Source organism: Streptomyces sp. KL116D (assembly GCF_030766975.1).
Taxonomy (GTDB): domain Bacteria; phylum Actinomycetota; class Actinomycetes; order Streptomycetales; family Streptomycetaceae; genus Streptomyces; species Streptomyces longispororuber_A.
Genome location: NZ_JASERH010000108.1, coordinates 44407 through 62254, shown reverse-complemented (window position 1 = coordinate 62254; position 17848 = coordinate 44407). Strand labels below are relative to the sequence as shown.

At 68.5% G+C, this 17848-nt stretch carries 21 protein-coding genes; 12 read left to right on the top strand and 9 right to left on the bottom strand.

The annotated features are described in order from the left end of the window. From RBJ77_RS41860 to RBJ77_RS41850, 3 genes are read left to right on the top strand one after another with little or no spacing between them, the layout of a single operon-like run. Nucleotides 1–813, top strand: coding sequence for an enoyl-CoA hydratase/isomerase family protein (locus tag RBJ77_RS41860; RefSeq protein WP_372349767.1), 813 nt, complete (start codon nt 1–3; stop codon nt 811–813). A 53-nt stretch (nt 814–866) separates the two neighbouring features. Next, nucleotides 867–1355, top strand: a complete 489-nt coding sequence (locus RBJ77_RS41855) for a MaoC family dehydratase N-terminal domain-containing protein (RefSeq protein ID WP_372349766.1) — start codon at nt 867–869, stop codon at nt 1353–1355. Further along, a complete protein-coding gene (locus RBJ77_RS41850; RefSeq protein ID WP_372349765.1) occupies nt 1352–1786 on the top strand; it encodes a MaoC/PaaZ C-terminal domain-containing protein in 435 nt (144 codons plus the stop codon). Before RBJ77_RS41855 ends, RBJ77_RS41850 begins: the two co-directional genes overlap by 4 nt. Nucleotides 1787–1821: 35 nt before the next feature. Here the strand turns inward: RBJ77_RS41850 and RBJ77_RS41845 are convergent, their stop codons facing one another. Further along, nucleotides 1822–2628, bottom strand: coding sequence for a FadR/GntR family transcriptional regulator (locus tag RBJ77_RS41845; protein ID WP_372349764.1), 807 nt, complete (start codon nt 2626–2628; stop codon nt 1822–1824). Between the two features lie 124 nt (nt 2629–2752). Here RBJ77_RS41845 and RBJ77_RS41840 point away from each other — a divergent pair, with 124 nt between their 5' ends. From RBJ77_RS41840 to RBJ77_RS41820, 5 genes are all read left to right on the top strand, one after another. Further along, nucleotides 2753–3586, top strand: coding sequence for an enoyl-CoA hydratase-related protein (locus RBJ77_RS41840; protein WP_372349763.1), 834 nt, complete (start codon nt 2753–2755; stop codon nt 3584–3586). Next, a complete protein-coding gene (locus RBJ77_RS41835) occupies nt 3586–4209 on the top strand; it encodes a DUF2889 domain-containing protein (protein ID WP_372349762.1) in 624 nt (207 codons plus the stop codon). Before RBJ77_RS41840 ends, RBJ77_RS41835 begins: the two co-directional genes overlap by 1 nt. A 369-nt stretch (nt 4210–4578) precedes the next feature. Next, complete coding sequence (locus RBJ77_RS41830) at nt 4579–5298, top strand: FadR/GntR family transcriptional regulator (protein ID WP_372349761.1); 720 nt, start codon at nt 4579–4581, stop codon at nt 5296–5298. A gap of 376 nt (nt 5299–5674) precedes the next feature. Further along, the gene (locus RBJ77_RS41825) at nt 5675–5908 is read left to right on the top strand and encodes a hypothetical protein (protein WP_372349760.1); all 234 of its coding nucleotides are present in this window, start codon (nt 5675–5677) and stop codon (nt 5906–5908) included. Then, nucleotides 5908–6012, top strand: coding sequence for a hypothetical protein (locus RBJ77_RS41820; protein WP_372349759.1), 105 nt, complete (start codon nt 5908–5910; stop codon nt 6010–6012). The genes RBJ77_RS41825 and RBJ77_RS41820 overlap by 1 nt, the downstream gene beginning before the upstream one ends. Before the next feature lie 72 nt (nt 6013–6084). Here the strand turns inward: RBJ77_RS41820 and RBJ77_RS41815 are convergent, their stop codons facing one another. The 8 genes from RBJ77_RS41815 to RBJ77_RS41780 all read right to left on the bottom strand — a co-directional run bounded on the left by RBJ77_RS41815 (nt 6085) and on the right by RBJ77_RS41780 (nt 13107). Continuing rightward, a complete protein-coding gene (locus RBJ77_RS41815) occupies nt 6085–6861 on the bottom strand; it encodes an SDR family NAD(P)-dependent oxidoreductase (protein ID WP_372349758.1) in 777 nt (258 codons plus the stop codon). Next, entirely contained in the window at nt 6858–7670 is an 813-nt protein-coding gene (locus RBJ77_RS41810; protein WP_372349757.1) for an enoyl-CoA hydratase/isomerase family protein, read from the bottom strand. Before RBJ77_RS41810 ends, RBJ77_RS41815 begins: the two co-directional genes overlap by 4 nt. Continuing rightward, entirely contained in the window at nt 7670–8203 is a 534-nt protein-coding gene (locus RBJ77_RS41805; protein ID WP_372349756.1) for a PaaI family thioesterase, read from the bottom strand. The genes RBJ77_RS41810 and RBJ77_RS41805 overlap by 1 nt, the downstream gene beginning before the upstream one ends. 112 nt (nt 8204–8315) lie before the next feature. Further along, nucleotides 8316–8858, bottom strand: a complete 543-nt coding sequence (locus RBJ77_RS41800) for a DoxX family protein (protein ID WP_372349755.1) — start codon at nt 8856–8858, stop codon at nt 8316–8318. A gap of 32 nt (nt 8859–8890) precedes the next feature. Next, complete coding sequence (locus tag RBJ77_RS41795) at nt 8891–9802, bottom strand: SDR family NAD(P)-dependent oxidoreductase (protein WP_372349754.1); 912 nt, start codon at nt 9800–9802, stop codon at nt 8891–8893. A 111-nt stretch (nt 9803–9913) separates the two neighbouring features. Further along, the gene (locus RBJ77_RS41790; RefSeq protein WP_372349753.1) at nt 9914–11101 is read right to left on the bottom strand and encodes a CaiB/BaiF CoA transferase family protein; all 1188 of its coding nucleotides are present in this window, start codon (nt 11099–11101) and stop codon (nt 9914–9916) included. A gap of 23 nt (nt 11102–11124) precedes the next feature. Continuing rightward, nucleotides 11125–11928, bottom strand: a complete 804-nt coding sequence (locus tag RBJ77_RS41785) for a PaaI family thioesterase (protein WP_372349752.1) — start codon at nt 11926–11928, stop codon at nt 11125–11127. 66 nt (nt 11929–11994) lie between these two features. Then, nucleotides 11995–13107 (bottom strand): CaiB/BaiF CoA transferase family protein, encoded by a 1113-nt coding sequence (locus RBJ77_RS41780; protein ID WP_372349845.1) that lies wholly within the window; start codon nt 13105–13107, stop codon nt 11995–11997. 278 nt (nt 13108–13385) lie between these two features. Here RBJ77_RS41780 and RBJ77_RS41775 point away from each other — a divergent pair, with 278 nt between their 5' ends. The 4 genes from RBJ77_RS41775 (at nt 13386) to RBJ77_RS41760 (ending at nt 17724) form a co-directional block, all read left to right on the top strand. Beyond that, nucleotides 13386–14528 (top strand): acyl-CoA dehydrogenase family protein, encoded by a 1143-nt coding sequence (locus tag RBJ77_RS41775; RefSeq protein ID WP_372349751.1) that lies wholly within the window; start codon nt 13386–13388, stop codon nt 14526–14528. A gap of 10 nt (nt 14529–14538) precedes the next feature. After that, a complete protein-coding gene (locus tag RBJ77_RS41770) occupies nt 14539–15780 on the top strand; it encodes a CaiB/BaiF CoA transferase family protein (protein ID WP_372349750.1) in 1242 nt (413 codons plus the stop codon). A gap of 190 nt (nt 15781–15970) precedes the next feature. Continuing rightward, the gene (locus RBJ77_RS41765; RefSeq protein ID WP_372349749.1) at nt 15971–17014 is read left to right on the top strand and encodes a phosphotransferase family protein; all 1044 of its coding nucleotides are present in this window, start codon (nt 15971–15973) and stop codon (nt 17012–17014) included. Beyond that, nucleotides 17011–17724 (top strand): SDR family NAD(P)-dependent oxidoreductase, encoded by a 714-nt coding sequence (locus RBJ77_RS41760; RefSeq protein ID WP_372349748.1) that lies wholly within the window; start codon nt 17011–17013, stop codon nt 17722–17724. The genes RBJ77_RS41765 and RBJ77_RS41760 overlap by 4 nt, the downstream gene beginning before the upstream one ends. The last annotated feature ends 124 nt before the right edge of the window (nt 17725–17848 follow it).

Here is a 17848-nt window from a genome sequence, read left to right as displayed (position 1 = left end):
ATGGGACAGACCACACAGACGACCGAGCCACTGATCCGCACCGAACTGCGCGATCGTGTGGCCGTACTGAAGCTCGACCGACCCAAGCAGCTGAACGCCCTCAGCACGCCGCTGGTGGACCGCCTCGACGAGGAACTGAACGCGCTGCGCGCCGAGCGCGCGATCCGCGCGGTGGTGCTCACAGGGGAGGGCCGGGGTTTCTCAGCCGGCGCGGACCTCGCGGAGATCGGCTCGTTTGCCGAGACCTCGGCTCCCTCCGCCCGGTTCCGCGACCTCGTCGGGCACTTGACCGAGGTCTTCCAGCGCCTTCAGGAGCACCCGCTGCCCTCGGTCGCGGCCCTGCACGGCTTCGCGTACGGGGGCGGCCTCGAGCTCTCGCTCGCCTGCGACCTGCGAGTAGCCGAGCGCGGAACCCAGCTGGGCGTGCCCGAGATGAAGCTCGGCGTGCTGCCGGGCGCGGGCGGGACCCAGCGGCTGCCGCGAATGATCGCCCCGGCTGTGGCCCGACAAATGATCCTCACCGGACAGCCGATCGACGCCGAGCGCGCCCACACGCTTGGCCTGGTGAACGAGTTGGCCGAGCCCGGTCGCGGCCTGGACGCCGCCCTCGCACTCGCCGAGACCCTGGCGGCCGGCGCACCGCTGGCGCTGGCCGCAGGCAAGCGCCTGGTGGATGCCGCCGTGGCGGGGGAACTGCGCCAGGGCGTTGGCTACGAGCGCGAGACCGTCTCCGTGCTGCACAGCAGCCGCGACAGTGCGGAGGGACTGCAGGCCTTTCAGGAGCGCCGCGAGCCGCGGTTCACCGGAGAGTGAGACGAGCCATCTGAACAGGTCCGTTCGATGAACGCGAAGGAGGAGCCCCTCCCATGACCATCAGGTTCCCGATCGAGGCGGGCCACGCGATCACCTTCGTGCGTGCTGTGGGCGACGAGAGTCCGGAGTACCTGGCCGAACTCCTCGAGCCCGGAGGCACCGCTCCCGTACCGCCCACTTTCCCGATGGCCGTCGCCCAGTTCGATCCGGACTCTCCCGTGCGGCCGAAGCCGGGCCAGGAGTGGTTCGGCTCGGGCGGCGGGCCCGGCACGGCGGCCGAGGGTGGCGGTGCGCTGCACGCCGAACAGCACTTCACCTATCACCGCACCCCTCGGGTGGGCGATGTGCTGGTGGTCTCCGAGGCCCGGCCAGGAAAGACCTGGGAGAAGAAGGGCCGCAGCGGCGTCCTGCGTTTCAACGAGGAGATCACTGAATACCGGGACCAGGACGGTGAGCTGGTGGTGACGGCCCGCGCGGTCGGCGTCCAGCCGCAGCAGCCGGTGACGGCGGCGGCCGAGGGTGCTTCGGGGGAGAGGCGATGAGCAGCGCCGTGCAGGCGCTCTTCATCGAGGAGGGTCGCTCCAGGAGCCGGGTCGTGGTCACCGACCTCAAACGCACGCGTCTCGTGCAGTACGCGGGTGCTTCGGGGGACTACAACCCGGTGCACAGTGATCACCCGTTCGCCGTCGAGGCGGCCGGTTATCCCGGCGTCTTCGCCCACGTGATGCTCACGATGGGCCTTGCGGCGACTGTGCTGACCCGCTGGGTGGGCAGGGAGAACCTGCTGGAGTACGGGGTGCGGTTCCGTGCGCAGGTGTGGCCTGGGGACACTCTCACCGCGACCGCCGTCGTGGAACGTGTCTGGGACGACGCTGATGGGGACGGCCGACGCGTGCAGTTCGCGCTGACCGTCGACAACCAGTCCGGTGTCGCCGTACTCAGCGGCACCGCGACGGCCAGGCTGGAAGGATGACCGCCATGGCCACAGCGAGGAGGCCGGCGCGCGGCTCAGTCGAGCAGGTCGAGCACGGCCTTCTTGCTGCCGGGCCCGTTCACGAAGTGGTCGGCGCCGGCGATGTGACGGTGCCACAGCTTCTCGGCCTCCTCGCCCTTGCCCGCCTCGATCAGGTCGACGAGCCTGACGTGTGCTCGGTGCCCCTTGCGGGCCTGGGCGTGGTGCTCGGGGGAGTCGATGCCTTCGGCCACGTTGGCGGCGTTGGCGCGGTCCACGATGTACCGAAGCATCTCGTCCAGCAGGTGCAGAGTCTCGCCCCCGCCGAGCTCGACGAGCAGTGCGTGGAACGCGTCCTGCGCCTCCACCAGTGCCATCGGGTCGTCCATCATGGCGGCCTCGTGGTCCACGGCGGTGCGCAGCCGGGCGATGTCGGAGGCGTCGTGCGCCCCGGCGAGCCGTCGCGCGCAGGGGGCTTCCAGTGTCGCCGAGGCGCTGTAGACGTCGCCGACCTGCACGCCCCGGTACTCCAGGATCAGGCCCGCGTAGCGTGCCGCCACGTCCGCGTTGGGCGCGGTGATCCGCGCTCCGCCGTGCGCGCCGCGGTGGATCATGATCAGGTTCTCCGACTCCAGGATGCGCAGCGCCTCGCGCAGGGTGGGTCGGGAGATGCCGAACTGCTCCATCAGTGCCGACTCCGGCGGAAGCGCCGCTCCGGGCTCCAGTTCGCCCTGCACGATCTGCTTTCGCAGATGCCGGCTCACCAGATCGGCGGCCTTCGGAACGCGGACCTCGCGGCCGACCGGCGGGCGCCGGGGCGGTCGGCGGGCTGTGGTCTGTCTGACACGGGCTGACTCGGCCACGGAACTCTCCTTGTCCAGCTGGACAGTCTCTCCAGATATAGTTAAATAAATATGCGTAGAACAAAAAGCATATCAGGTCAAGGCCCCGCAGTAAAAAGCCCGGAGAGGGCGCGAAAGGACCCCGATGAGCACGAATGAGATTTCCACCGAAAACTCGCACCAGCCGGTGATCCTCAGCGAACTCAATGAGCACGGCGTACTGCTCCTTACCCTCAACCGTCCGGAACGGCACAACTCCTGGACTGTGGAGATGGAGGAGCTGTACAACGAGTCGTTCGACAAGGCGGCGGCCGACCCGCGTGTCCGCGTCGTCGTGCTGACCGGTGCCGGGCGCAGCTTTTGCCCGGGAATGGACATGGCCGTCCTGGACGGCGCCTCGTCGGGAGCGAAGCCCTGGCCGACCGACCGGTTCCCCCCGCGGACCCGGCCGATGAGCTTTCTCAAGCCGGTGATCGCCGCGATCAACGGCGCCTGCGCGGGCATCGGGTTCAACCAGGCACTCATGTGCGATCTGCGCTTCGCGTCGACCGCGGCCAAGTTCTCGGCGGCCTTCAGCGCTCGCGGACTGGTCGCCGAGGACGGCGTATCCTGGCTGCTCCAGCGCATCGTCGGTCTGGGCAACGCGTCGGACCTGCTGCTCTCCTCGCGCCGGTTCACGGCGACGGAGGCGATGGACATGGGTCTGTTGAACCGGGTACTCGAGCCCGACGACCTGCTGCCGACCGCGATGGAGTACGCCAACCAGCTGGCGGACACCTGCAGTCCGTCCGCCATGGCGGTCATCAAGCGCCAGCTCCTTGACGACGGAGACCGTTCGTTCCACGCCGGTCGGGACGCGGCGATCATCGCCCTGCGGGCCGCCAGGCGTGCCCCCGACTACCGGGAGGGCGTGACGAGCTTCATGGAGCGCCGCCCGCCGCGCTTCGCAGGCCTCGGTGCCGGGGAAAAGGAGTCCTGATGGTCGGCCGGGCCGCTGTCGGCTCGCTCGCCCTCCACAGTCGGACGCTGCGGGTCGATGTGCACGCGGAGGGTGAGGAGTTCTTCCTCGCCGAGGCGGAGCTGCGCGACGAGCGGCCGTGGGCGGACGACGAGGAAGTCCGGGAGGCGGAGAGCCGCCTGGGCCCGGCCGCCGCGATCGGCCTGCTGCACCACATGGAGCTGCGGGTCCGAGTGCGGCGCGAGGGGCTGATGATCACCGAGTCGTCCGCTGAGATGCGCGCCTTCCCGCACGACGAGTGCCCGCTGATCGCCCCGGTGTTCGGCGGCATGGAAGGCCTGAGCGTGACCTCCGGCTACACCAAGGCGCTCTCTGAGCGCTTCCGCGGCGCGTCGGGCTGCAGTCATCTGCACGAACTCGCCCGGGTCCTGGGCCCGGCGGTGATCCAAGCGAGCATCTCCGCGAGTGCCCGGCGCCGGGCACTGGGCGAGGAGACGCCGGGCGGAGCGAGTGTCGCGGGGGTCCGCGGCAGCTGCCATGTGTGGGCGGACGGCGGCGTCGGAGAACGAAAGCTCGAGGCCGGATGGAAGCCCGGCACGGGCGTGTATCCGGTGCCGCAGTTGCGAGTATCCGAGAGCCGATGACTGGATCCGAGGGAACGTATCGCCCCACCGACCCGGCACAGGGGCGACTGGTCGCGCCTCGCTGTGCCGACGGAGGGCGGCCTTTCTCTAGCCCGTCCGTCGGCCATACGTACACGTACGCGAAGACCTTGCCGAAAGGGGCCCGGTCTTGCGCCGCGCCGTGGACCGCGCACAGAGGGGGGTCGTCAGCGGCACGCGGATTCCAGTCGGGCTCCGGCCACCTGCCGACGGAGCGGTGCCGCCCTGCTTCGCTCCGAAGAAATGCTGAGAAGCCCGAGGAGAGGGGTCGAGATGGCCGACGGGGAGTACGCGACGGTAAGAGGGCAGCAGGCGGGCGCAATCGCCTCATCGCCTGTGCGGGTACCGAAGATGTCCGAGATGGTCGCCGCCGAACTGCGACGGCAGATCGTGCGCGGCGACCTCGCCGAGGGCGAGGCGCTGCCCGCGGAGAGCACGCTCATGGTCGAGTTCGCGGTCTCCCGGCCGACTCTGCGTGAGGCGTTCCGGGTGCTGGAGTCGGAACAACTGATCAATATCCGCCGGGGCGCCCGTGGGGGTGCCAGGGTGCAGCTGCCGGACGCCTCGGTCGCCGCCCGGTACGCAGGCCTGGTGCTCGAGCACCAGGGCACCACGCTGCGGGACGTCTACGCGGCACGGACCACGATCGAGGCACCCTGTGCGGGGCTGCTGGCCCTGACCCGAGACGATGCAGTGCTGCGCAGGCTGCGCGCCACCCTGGCGGAGGCCGAGCAACTCATCGACGATCCACCGGCGTTCATCCGCTCGCACATGGAATTCCACGCACTCGTCGTCGACCTGGCCGGCAACCGGACCCTGCGGGTGCTGAACGGCATGGTCCGGCACATCATCGACCAGGCCAACTGGTCCCATGTCGACCTGGACGCAGGGTCCGAGGACAACATCCGCGCGAACCGCGAGGGCCTGCGTGCCCATGTGCGCCTGGTGGAGCTGGTCGCAGATGGACGGGCGGACGCTGCTGAACGGCTGTGGCACCGCCACCTCGAGGCAGCCGCGGAGTACCTGTCTCGGAGTACCTCCATGACCACCGTCCTCGACTTGCTGGGCTGACAGCGCCCGGCATCACCACGAAGCGCATGCGGATCCTCCCTGGGAGTGTCAGATGGACTACGGCTTGCTGCGATGTCGCGATGTGTTACATCGGTGTGGTGATCCTGGGCACCACCGTCTTCCGCTGAGGCAGCGAAGAGCAACGGCGTTCATCGAGGACAAAGTGATGACTGGTCGGCACCGTCTCGCGGTGCCGACTGGGCGATCCCGGTACCAGGTCCGATGCGGTTGCGCTGAGCACCGCCGCCCACGACCGAAGCGACCCTTTCTGGGGCAACGGCCAACAGACGTGGGGGAACCGGCGCTGGACTGGCCGACACCACCATCTCCACCTACGCCCGCACCGGCCCGCGCGAGCTTAAGTACGGCGGCATCAGTGTTCTTCAACGATGTCGATGTGCCGAAGAAGAACCTCGTCGGGCCACAGGGTGAAGGCTGGAAGGTCATGCTCTCCAACATCGAACTGGAGAAGGTGATCATTACCGGCGGCTGCCTCTTCCAGCCGCTCGTGCACGCGATGGCGGATCTGCAGACCGAGACTGATTCCGCGCGGCGGCGCGCCTGGGTATGCAGGTCTGTGCCGGTCACGGCTTCTCCACGGAGAGCGTGATGAGCTTCCGGTATCGCGAGTCCATCGTGGCCACCATCTCCGGTGGTACCAGCCAGATCCGGCGCAACGGCATCGCTCGCAGCATGGGGCTGCGCACCTACTGACGCGCACGCGCCCGCACGAGGAGAGACCCCGGGAAGCGCATTCCAGGGGCCTCTCTTCGTGTACGGCGGTGGTCAGTTTCGCATGTACGAGCCGGCAGAGACGTTGAGGATCTCGCCGGTCACGAACCGTGCGCGGTCAGAGGCCAGATAGGCCACCGCCTCCGCGATGTCCTGGGCGTGCGGGAGATCGCCGAGGACGCCGAGGACACCCGGCATCTCCTTCAGCTCGGGGTGGTCATCGATGAACTTGGTGCCCTGCACCATGCCCATGGATACGCAGTTGACCCGTATGCCGTGAGGTCCGCCCTCGTGCGCGCAGCTGCGGGTGAGGACGTTGAGCGCACCCTTGGTGGCGGCGTACGGCGCCTCGATCCCGTTGCCGCCCACGTCGGGCGCGTAGCTGCCAATGTTCACAACGGTGCCGGCACCGTGATCTCGCATCAGCGGCATGATCCTGCGGCAGAGGTACCAGGGCCCGGTCAGGTTGACCTGGACCACCCAGTCCCAGGTGTCAGGGTCGTACTCGAAGATTGGGGCGACCACGTTGACCGCCGCGTTGTTCACCAGGATGTCGATCGACCCGAAGCGTTCGACCGCGGTGTCCACCGCTCGGTCGATGGCCGCGCGGTCCGCGACGTCCAGCGGGAGTCCGATCACCTGGGCCTGCGGATAGTCCTTGGCGATCGCGGCCGCGACCTCCTCGGTACGCCCGGGATGGCGGTCGGTGACCACCACCGTCGCGCCTCCGTCCGCGAGCCTTCGGCATACCGCCTGGCCGATGCCCTTGCCGGCGGCCGCGGTGACCAGGGCCACCTTGCCCGCGAACTCCACCTCGCCGGCCGCGCTCACTTTGCCTTGTCCTTGTTCGACGCGGCCTTCTTCTTGCTGCGGGCGATGAGCTGCGACACCAGCTCGATGTGCTCGGCGGAGGTCATGCTCTGGCGCTCCGCCAACAGCGAGGGCTCGAGGACGGTCGCCGCGGCCTGCTCCATGTGCAGGTTGACCAGCCTCTTGGTGTCCCGCACTGCCTGCACCGGCAGCTCAGCGAGCCGGTTCCCGAGCTCGCGGGCCTCGGCGAGCAGCTTGTCGGGCGCTACGACACGGTTCGCCAGGCCCAGCCGGACGGCGTCCTCCGGGTTCACCCGCGAACCGAAGAACAGCAGTTCCTTGGCCCGCTGCGGCCCGACCAGCAGCGGGAGCGCGAGCGCGCCCCCGTCCCCGGGGACCAGGCCGACGCCCAGATGCGGATCGGCGAAGTAGGCCTCCTCCGAGACGAGCACAAGGTCGCTCAGGAGCGCGAGGCTCGTCCCGAGGCCGACGGCCGGGCCGTTCACCGCCGCGATGACCGGGACGGGACAGCGCAGCATGCCGGTCACGATCCGGCGGGCCTCCAGCACGTTCTGCTCGCGGAAGCCGGCGTCCCGCTGGACGCGGGTCATCACCTCGAAGTTGCCACCGGCGCTGAAGGCGCGCCCGCGTCCGGTGACGATGACGGCCCGAGCCTCCTCGTCGTCCGCCAGCAGGTCCCAGAGCGCGGCGAGTCCGCTGTGCAGCAGATCGCTCATCGAGTTGAGCTGCTCGGGCCGATTGAGCTCGACGAGCCGGAGCGGTCCCTCGGCCGTCACCAGTAGGTCTGGGGCGAAGTCCTCGTATTTCATCAAGCTTCTCCGTTCGTCTGCTGCTCGTGCTGCTCCGCCATCCAGCGCTGATGGCGGGTGAAGTGGCTACGGTCCCGGGCGACCCAAATGCCGGAGGCCCGGGCGAGCGGGGCGCCGCCGGGCAGGAGGGCCAGCTCGCCTCGGAGGAACCAGCGGGACCCTTCCTGCTTGTCCAGCCACGCCCGCACCTCGAGGGGAGCCCCGACGCTCACCGGTTTGACGTAGCTCACGGTCAATTCGGCGGTGACCGTCGTCGTGCCGCGCAGCAGCGGGAGGTGGCCCAGGCACTCGTCGAGGACCGAAGCGGTCCAGCCGCCGTGCGCCACTCCCGGGCCGCCCTCTTGGTCGGCAGGGCAGACCACGCTGAAGACGGCTGAGCCGTCGTCCTCGAGCCGCTCGCTGAGCACACCCAGGCGGCAGGCGGAGGCAGGTGTACAGGTGCCGCAGAGGGCAACCCCGCAGGCGTTGCGCGGCGGCAGCAGGGACTCGTCCGGAGCTCCGTCGGAGGCCAAGGTGGTCTGGTCGCTGGGCATGGAGACTGCCCTCCTAGAGGTTGAACCAGTGTTCTGGAGACTTTTCGCATCGGGCGCCGAAGGATGGCCCGAGGAGCGGGCGGAGGGGCGCACGGCCAGGCGCGCCCCGTGTCTAGGCCGTGTCCGGGAACTGGTCCTCTTCGGCCCGCTTGCTGTCCTCGGCCTCCGGGTTGTCGGGGCGATAGCACGCGGCCAGTAGTGCGGCCGCGGCGGCGCAGCCCAGACCCGCTGCCGCGACGGCGCTGCGAGTTCCGCCCCGCGTCGACCGTCCAAGCAGGCGGTCGAGCGAGACCCGACCGTTGCCCAGTGCGGCCAGCGCGACGCTCGCGCCCGCCACGACCCCCGTGTACTCCCAGCCGCCCTTGAAGACGAAGAAGCCCTTGCCTCGGTGGTCGGTCCGCGCGGCGACCACCATCAGGCCGACCGCCGCCGCGGCCGGCAGCGGTCCCGCGACCCCGGCGGTAATGGCCGCCCCCGCGCCGATCTCGGTGGCCGCGGCCATCACTGCGTGCGTGCGCGCCGGGCGGAGGCCCAGCGCCTCGAACCAGCCGGTCGTGCCGTCCAGGCCCCCGGCCACCTTGTTGCGGCCGTGGGCGAACAGCATCGGGCCCAGGGTGCCGCGCAGCAGCAAGGCCGCAACGTCCTTGCCGTCCATGTCCTTCCTCATAGCCGTCGTCCCCCGTCCCCTCAGATCTGTCGGACGACGGGTCGGCCGGTCGGGGCCGCGCCGTACATCTGGGGAACGGCCGCCACCAGCTCGTCGGCGGTGAGGATGCCGCCGTCGCTGCTGCGGTGCTGTGCGGCGACGCTCCAGCTCGCCATCCGGTTGAGGGTGTTGCCGTCGACCCGCAACACCTGGCCGGTGACCCACGCGGCCGCATCGGAGGCGAGGTAGGCCACGACACCTGAGGCGTTCGCCGGGTCGCGTGGGTCGAACCCGTCGGCGCCGGTCTGTGATTCGCCCACGGGCAGGCCCTCGGTCATGCGGGTGGTTGCGATGGGGGAGATGGCATTGGCCGTCACCCCGTACTTGCGCATCTCCAGGGCGACGCACTGGGTGAGACCGGCGATCGCGGCCTTGGCCGAACCGTAGTTGGTCTGGCCGACGGTTCCGAAGAGACCGACGCCGGAGGTCGTGCTGATGACGCGGCCGGTGACCTTCTCGCCTCGCTTGTGCGCGGCACGCCAGTACGCGCAGGCGTGTCGGGTAAGGGCGAAGGTGCCCTTGAGGTGGACGGCGAGCACCGCGTCGAAGTCCGCCTCCTCCATCGAGAAGATCATGCGGTCGCGGACGATGCCCGCGTTGTTGACCACGATGTCCAGTCGACCGAACTCCCTTACGGTGTCGCCGACCAAGGCGGCCATGGCGTCCCAATCGCTCACCGAGGCGCCGTTGGCTACGGCGCGGCCGCCGGCCTTGGTGATCTCCGCGACGACCTGGTCGGCCGGTGAGTCACCGGTCGTCTCACCGTGGAGGCCACCGCCAAGGTCGTTGACCACCACTGCCGCACCGGCCTCCGCGAGGGCCAGGCAGTGTGCGCGCCCCAATCCACGACCACCGCCGGTGACGATGGCGACTTTCCCGTCCAATATGCCCATGGGTTTTCCTCCGCTTCCTTAAAAAAGCTTATTTATCTAACTGATACTAGCGTGTGCCGGTGGAGGGCGGAAGCTGCGGGGCTGATGAGGCGGGACGACGTCGTCCTCGGATCAGCAGGCCGGACCCGTGGAGGAGATCAGGTCGATCTCCGCGGCCGTGTAACCCAGTTCACCGAGGACCTCGGCGGTGTGCTCGCCCAGTCCGGGCAGCCGGCCGGGCTGCCCGCGCTCACCGTCCACCTGGTACTGACGGGCGACGATCGGGATCCGTGTCTCACCGTTTTCGGTCTGCGTCTCCGTGAGAATGCCCAACTCGCGTGCCTGCTCGTCGGTTACGACGGCGTCGATGGACTGGATGGGCGCGCACAGCACATCGGCCCGGTCGAAGCTGTCCACCCAGTGGGCGGACGGTCGACGCCGGGTGATCCCCTCCATCAGACGAATCAGCTCGCCCTGGTTTGCCACGCGCTCCGGCTGCGTCGCGAATTTCGGATCGTCAGCCAGCTCCGGAGCATCCAGGGCCGCAGCCGCCCTCCGCCACATGGCGTCGTTGACAGCCGAGACGACGACGTAGCCGTCCGCTGTGGGGAAGGCCTGGTTGGGCTGGGCGAATCTGTTCCGGGATCCCAGGCGCCCGACTGCCTCCCCGGTGGCGAGGTAGTCGGTCAAGTAATGGCCCATCATGCCCATCACCGACTCGTACAGCGAGGTACTGATCGTCGCGCCGGTCCCTGAGCGCTCCCGTCCCAGGAGCGCGCCGAGGATCCCTACGACCGCGTTGTACCCGGCGTTGAGATCCCCGACCGGCGCCACGCACCGCACCGGAGGGCGACCGGGCTCGCCGAGCATGCCCATCAGCCCGCCGTACGCCTGTGCGATCACGTCATTGCCTGGCCTGCGGGCGAGTGGCCCGGTCTCCCCGAAGCCGGAAATCCCGCAGTAGACCAGGCGCGGATTGCGGGCGCGCAGTGTGTCCGCGTCGATGCCGAGCTGCTCGACCACGCCCGGACGGAAGTTGTGGATGAAGACGTCCGCCGACTCGGCCAGGCGGACCAGCGCGTCCCGGGCTGGGATGTGCTTGAGGTTGAGCGCGATGCTCTTCTTGCCCGGGTTGAACGTCGCGAAGGCCGGACTGGTCGGCTCGCCGGCGATGTCCCCTCTGATCCAAGCCCGTGTCTCGTCGCCGCTGCCGGGCTGCTCGACCTTGATCACTTCGGCGCCGAGGTCCGCGAGTATGCGGGTGGCGAACGGGCCGGCGATCACGCGGCTCACGTCGACGACCCGAATTCCATCGAGCATGGCTGCTGCCTTTCTGCCGGTGGTCAGCGCTGTGCTCGCCCGCTGGTGCCGTGTGCCACGGCGACGAGCTTGTCGCGGACGTCGAATATCTCGGTCCGTACTGCGCAGACCCGCCGTCCGCGTCGCGAGAATTCCGAGCGCAGCAGCAGGCGACCCTCGCCCGAGGCGGGCCGGAGATAGGTCGTCGACAGCTGCAGTCGGCGCCGTCCCGGGTCCGGGCCGAGGAAGAGTTCCTGCGCCTCGCCGGCCAGGCCCATGAGTACACCGCCGTGGACGGTTCCGCGCCGGTTCAGCATGCCGGGGGAGACGTCCACGCACGCCGTTCCGTCGGCCTGCGCAACCGGCACGATCCTTGTCGCGTCGAACGGATGGACTGGCACGGAGACGACGCCAGGGTCATAGGCCGAGTCGGGTCTGTCGATGGCCAGCAGGCCGACGGCGTGGGCCACGAGATTGCCGAGGTCGTCACGGACCTCTGCCCGCCCGGTACCCGTCTCGCTTCCGAGTCCGAGCGAGCGTCCCCTGATCTCCAGATGACGCGCCGTGGGTGCCAGGGCGGCGACGTGATCCAGCCGGAGTTCGACGGTGACACCGCTCGGAGACTCGGACACCGGAGCGAACGCGGGAACGCCGACGGAGACGTCCGCCACGATCGCCGAGACGACCGGAGCGATCCTGCCGTCCGCCGACACGTACCCGGGCCTCAGAGGGAGCCGCAGATCGACCTGGCCGGGGAGCATGTCCACCACGTCGAGGCCGATACCGACCTCGACGGACGTATTCCTCAGGCGATGTGTCAGCGAGGACAACGCTTCGTCAGCGGTCAAGCTCTTCGATACCATAGCTTAAGTATATAGATAATTACGCTATATGGGGGGCGAGTGGTTGCGGTGTCAGCGTCCCTGTTCCCGCCATTCGGTCAGTACGTCCCTGGCTTCGGTCTCGTGTGGCTCGGGCGGCAGTTGAGCGGGCGTGCGCGAGAAGCGTGGCGCGGGTGCGGCCTGCGTGATGCCGTTGCGGGTAACCACAGTCGAACGCTCGGCGATGTGCGGGTGCTCCTGCACCTCGCTGAGTGTGAGTACCGGTGTGACACAGGCGTCGACGCCTGTGAAGACCTCGACCCATTCGTCGCGCGGCTTTGTCGCGAACGCGCCCGCGATCCGGGCCTTCACGATCGGCCATCCGCTCGAGTCGTACTGCCCCGGCAACCCCTCCTCCGAGATGCCGAGTCCGGCAAGCAGTGCGCGGTAGAACTGCGCCTCCACGGCGCCGACGGCGACATACTTGCCGTCCGAGCAGGTGTACGTGTCGTAGAACGGCGCGCCACCGTCCAGGAGGTTGCTCTCGCGTTCGTCCGTCCACATCTTGCAAGCCCGCATGAACCAGGTCATCTGCATCAGCAGCGAACTTCCGTCCACCATCGCCGCGTCGACCACCTGGCCCTCGCCCGAGCGGTCCGCTTCCCGCAGCGCGGCCAGGATGCCGATGACGACGAGCATCGACCCGCCGCCGAAGTCACCCACCAGATTGAGCGGGACGACTGGTTGCCCGCCGGCGCGACCGATGGTGTGCAGGGCGCCGGTGAGCGAGATGTAGTTGATGTCGTGCCCGGCGCGTGCGGCAAGCGGGCCGTCCTGGCCGTAGCCGGTCATCCGTGCGTACACGAGCCGGGCGTTGCGCGCGTGACATTCCTGCGGACCCACGCCCAGGCGCTCCGCGACGCCGGGGCGGAATCCTTCCAGGAGTACGTCCGCGTTCGAGATGAGGTGCAGTACGGTCGCACGCTCGTCGTCGTCCTTGAGGTCCGCGGTCACGATACGGCGTCCACGCAGGGCCGGATCCGTCACCTGCTCGCCCAGGGAAAGGCCTTCGGTGCGGCTCTCCACCCGTACGACATCCGCACCGAGATCGGCGAGCACCATGGCCGCGTGCGGGCCGGGGCCGATGCCCGCGAGCTCGACGACTCGTACGCCAGTGAGTGGCCCCTGGAGCTTTGTCGGGCTCATGGTCCGGTTCCTTTCGATGCGGAGGGGGGGCTTGGGCTCTCCAGCGGCTCGCGAGCCGCCGGTTCGGCGGCGTGTGCGCCTGCCCGAGGCCTTTCCAATCATGACAGCTACAGTATAATAAGTTAAATAAAACAAGTAGTGTCCGATCGTGCCGGTGCCGGACTTCGCCCGAGCGGCGATCCCCTTCGGTATCAGCCAGATCCAGTGCAATGCGTCGGCGTACAGCGTGAGTCTGCACGCCGACTGCCTCCTGAGCCCGGGAAAGGACGATGACGTCGATGAAGCGAGCGATCTTCGAGCCGGAGCACGAGCAGTTCCGGGAGACCGCGCGCACCTTCTTCGAGAAGGAGTGCGTGCCTCACGTCGATGAGTGGGAGAAGAAGGGCAACACCGGCAAGGAGGTGTGGCGCAAGGCCGGTCGGCAGGGTCTGCTGGGCTGGGAGGTGCCCGAGGAGTTCGGCGGGCAGGGAGTCCGCGACTTCCGGTTCAACACCATCCTGAACGAGGAGTATTGGCTCACCGGCTCGGTCGGTGTGGGCTTCGGCGTCCAAAACGACATCCTCGCGCCGTACTTCGTCGACCTCACCACCCATGAGCAGAAGCAGCGATGGTTGCCGGGCTTCGTGTCGGGCGAGCTCATTACGGCGATCGCGATGTCCGAGCCGGGAGCGGGCTCCGATGTCCGCAACATCCGCACCACGGCCAAGCGTGACGGTGACCACTACGTCATCAACGGCTCGAAGACCTTCATCTCCAACGGTCTGTTGTCTGACCTGGTCCTGGTGGCGTGCAAGACCGACCCGTCGGCCGGTCACAAGGGCATCAGCCTGATCGTCGTCGAGGAGGGCATGCCGGGGTTCACCAAGGGGCGCAAGCTGGACAAGATCGGCCAGCACTCGGCCGACACGTCGGAGCTGCATTTCGAGGACGTCCGTGTGCCGGTCGAGAACCTGGTGGGCGAGGAGAACAGGGGCTTCTACCACCTGATGCGGAACCTGCCCAAGGAGCGCCTGGGTATCGCCGTGCACGCGGTCGCAGGTTCGCGGCGCGCCTTCAACCTGACACTGGAGTACGCCCGCGAGCGCGAGGCGTTCGGGCAGCCGATCGGCAACTTCCAGGTCAACCGGCATGCGCTCGCCGAGATGCAGACCAAGATCGAGGTCATGCAGACGTACCTGGACCAGTGCATCGTCAAGGTGAACGCCGGTGAACTGACCTCGGAGGAGGCCGCCGGGGCGAAGTGGTGGACCACCGAGACGCAGTGGGAGATTCTGGACCGATGCCTCCAACTGCACGGCGGCTACGGCTACATGAACGAATACGAGATCGCCCGCATGTGGCGCGACGCCCGAGTGCAGAGGGTGTACGGCGGGACCAACGAGATCATGAAGGATCTCATCGGCCGTTCGATGGGATTCTAGGAGCGCTCTCATGTCTGAACTGCTTGCTGGAATCCGCGTTGTCGAGTCCGCGGCGCTGCTGAACGGCGACAGTCTCGGCGGGCATCTCGCCGACCTCGGCGCCGAGGTGATCAAGATCGAGTCGCCCGGCGCGGGTGACTACCTGCGTCACATGCTCGGTCAGGTCACGCCGGGCCGCAGCCCGGCGCACATGCAGGTCAACCGGGGTAAGCGCAGCGTCACCGTCAACCTGCGGTCGGAGGCCGGACGCGAAGTCTTCTGGAAGCTGGTCCGTTCCGCGGACGTCTTCGTCGACGGGTACGTCTCGGGGACGATGGACAAGCTAGGTGTGGGCTACGCAGAGCAGCAGAAGCAGAAGCCCGACATCGTCTATTGCCAGTACACCGGCTATGGCAGCGACGGCCCTTACGCACACATCCCCACCCACGGCCAGATGATGGATGCGTTGGCCGCCGCGTTCCCGCGCGAGCTCGGTGAGGACGGCTTCATGCGGCCGCAGCGCGTCGTGTCTTCGTTCGGCGGGATGAGTCAGGGCGGCGAGAGCACGGCGGCCGGCGCGATCCACGCCGCCTACCACGTGGCCGCCGCGCTCGTGCAGCGCGAGCGCACCGGTTTGGGCGCGTTCATCGACGTCGCCGGCACCGACGGTGTCATCGCGCAGGCCTGGACGTCGGCGGTCTATGCGCTAAACGACCACCGCATCGGGGCCCGAGAGCAGCTGCCGCCCATGGACGAGGGCGGCATGTCCGGCGCGCGCTATCAGTTCTACGAGACGGAGGACGGACAGGTCCTGCTGTTCTGCGCGATTGAGCCGAAGTTCTGGCGCAAGTTCTGCGTGGCGATCGACCGGCCCGACATGGCGGAGGGGAAGGCCGGTGAGGAGGCCATCGTCGACTACGGCACGGGCGAGGACGAGCTGCGGCACCAGTTGCAGGCAATCTTCCACAAGCGGTCGCTCGCCGACTGGATGGCGCTGGCGATCGAGCACAACGTGCCGATGGGCCCCGCCTACCGCTCGATCGTCGAGGCACAGAAGGATGTACACCTCGCGACCCGTGGTGTCATTCACACCCAGGAGTTCCCGGATGTCGGGGAGTTCACGTACGTCGGTGAGGCCGGGCGTGTAGCCGGGCAGCCGTACTCCGTGCGGCGGCCCGCGCCGGACCTGGGTCAGCATACTCGGGAGGTCCTGGCGGAGCTGGGGTACTCCGGTGCCGAAATCGACCAGCTGTCAGAAGGTGGCCACGTCTGACGGACCCTGCGGGGGATGGGGGAGCCGGGAAACTTCCCGGCTCCCCCACGCGTGTTTGCGGGCGCGGCGGGGCTCCCCTTCCAGTCGTTATCTCTATCCGTTCAAAAAGTTAGCTGTATACGTTGTTGACCGTGACAGAGGCTGTCATTAGTGTCGACGTGTGACAGTTGGCAAGCGCGAAGGAGGCGCGATGGCGGGGACAGCGGGGTCCGATGTGGAACTGGACCTTCAAGCACTTTCGGACTGGCTCGGCGACCGGTTGGGCCCGTCCGAGGAGATGTTGACCGCGCGTCGCATCGGCACGGACGTGGGTGTGGCCAACGCGTTGTTCGAGCTGCGCCGGGGCGAGCGCGCGTGGGTGCTGCGGCGCCCGCCGGCGGTGCTCAACGACAAGAGCGCCTCCAACATGGCGCGCGAATACCGGATCCTGCGCGCGCTGGAGGGCACCGACGTACCACATCCGCACGTGCACCTGCTGTGCGAAGACACCTCGGTGCTCGGCAGCCCGTTCCTGATCATGGACAAGGTCGACGGGTTCACGCCGGGTTTCGAGCTGCCGGAGCCGTTCGTGTCCGACCCAGCGCTGCGGCGCGGCCTCGCTGAGTCCTATGTGGACGGACTGGTCAGCCTCGCCGCGGTCGACTGGCGGGCTGGCGGCCTGGAGGGACTGGGTAGGCCGGACGGCTTCCTGGAGCGGCAGGTGTCGCGCTGGCTCGCGCAGCTGGACCGCTACCGGGTGCGTGACCTGCCCGAACTGGAATTCCTCATGGACTGGCTGGAGAAGAACCGGCCCGAGATGAGTCCCGCGGCGATCCTGCACGGGGACTACAGCCCGTTCAATGTGATGGTCGCGCCGGACGCGCCGGCACGGCTGGCCGCAATCGTCGACTGGGACACCGGGACGATCGGCGATCCGCTGCTCGACATCGGTCACCTGCTGGCGCGGTGGACCGACCCGGGCGAGGAGTCGATCATCGGGCTGCAGGCGGGCGGCAGTGAGCACTACCCGACACGCGCCGAGTTGGCCGCCCGGTACGCCGAGCGGTCCGGTCGCGACCTGTCGGCGCTGGCGTACTACGAGACGCTGGCACTGTTCAAGCTGGCGGTGATACTCGAAGGCCGGTACGCGCGTGACCACAAGGCCGGCGTGCCCGACGAAAATAGCCAGATGTTCGCGCTGGTACCACGGCTGACCCGCGGTGCGGCCGCCTTCGCCCGAGGCGAGCGGGTGTGAGCGGCGAGCTGAGCGGCAAGGTCGCGGTCGTCACAGGGGGCAGCCGCGGCATCGGTCTGGCGATCGCGGAGGGTTTCGCCGACGCGGGCGCCGATGTCGTCATTGCGAGCCGCAAACTCGCCAACTGCGAGGCGGTGGCTCAGAAGCTGTCGGCGAAGTACGGCGTCCGTGCGCTGCCGGTGGCTTATCACGCGGCGCGCTGGGAGGACAGCGACCGGCTCGGGGACACCGTGCTGAACGAGTTCGGCCGGTGTGACGTGCTGGTCAACAACGCAGGATGTGTCGCCCCGGCACGAGGGTGTCGGCACCATCGACGAGGCGTACTATCGACAAGGTCTCCGGTGAACCTCAAGGGACCGTCAGGCTCTCGATCCGGCTCGGGGAGCGCATCGGCAGAGGCGGGCAGCGGGTCGATCATCAACATCAGCACCATCGGCTCGCCGCGCCCCGGTGCCGACGAACCGGTCTATGCCTGCGCCAAGGCCGGGCCTCAACGCGCTCACCGTCGGCCTGTCGGGGAGCTCGCGCCTGCGGTACGGGTCAACGCGATCCTGCCCGGCGCCGTCGACACGACATCGCGGCCGCATGGCCGGCGGAAGTCCGTGCGCGTCCGCTGCTCGGCGCGCGATCCCGCTGGCTCCGCCCCGGCGTGCCCGGGGACTTCGTGGCCCGCGTTGTGGCTCGCGACCGAGGCGCGTCGTCGTTCGTGACGTGGAACCCTGATCCGCGTCGATGGCGGCGCGTACCGGCAGATGTCCTGAGGAGAAGACATATGTGGGACTTCAGCACTGAACCGGAGTTCGAGAAGCAACTTCAGTGGATGCGCTGAGTTCG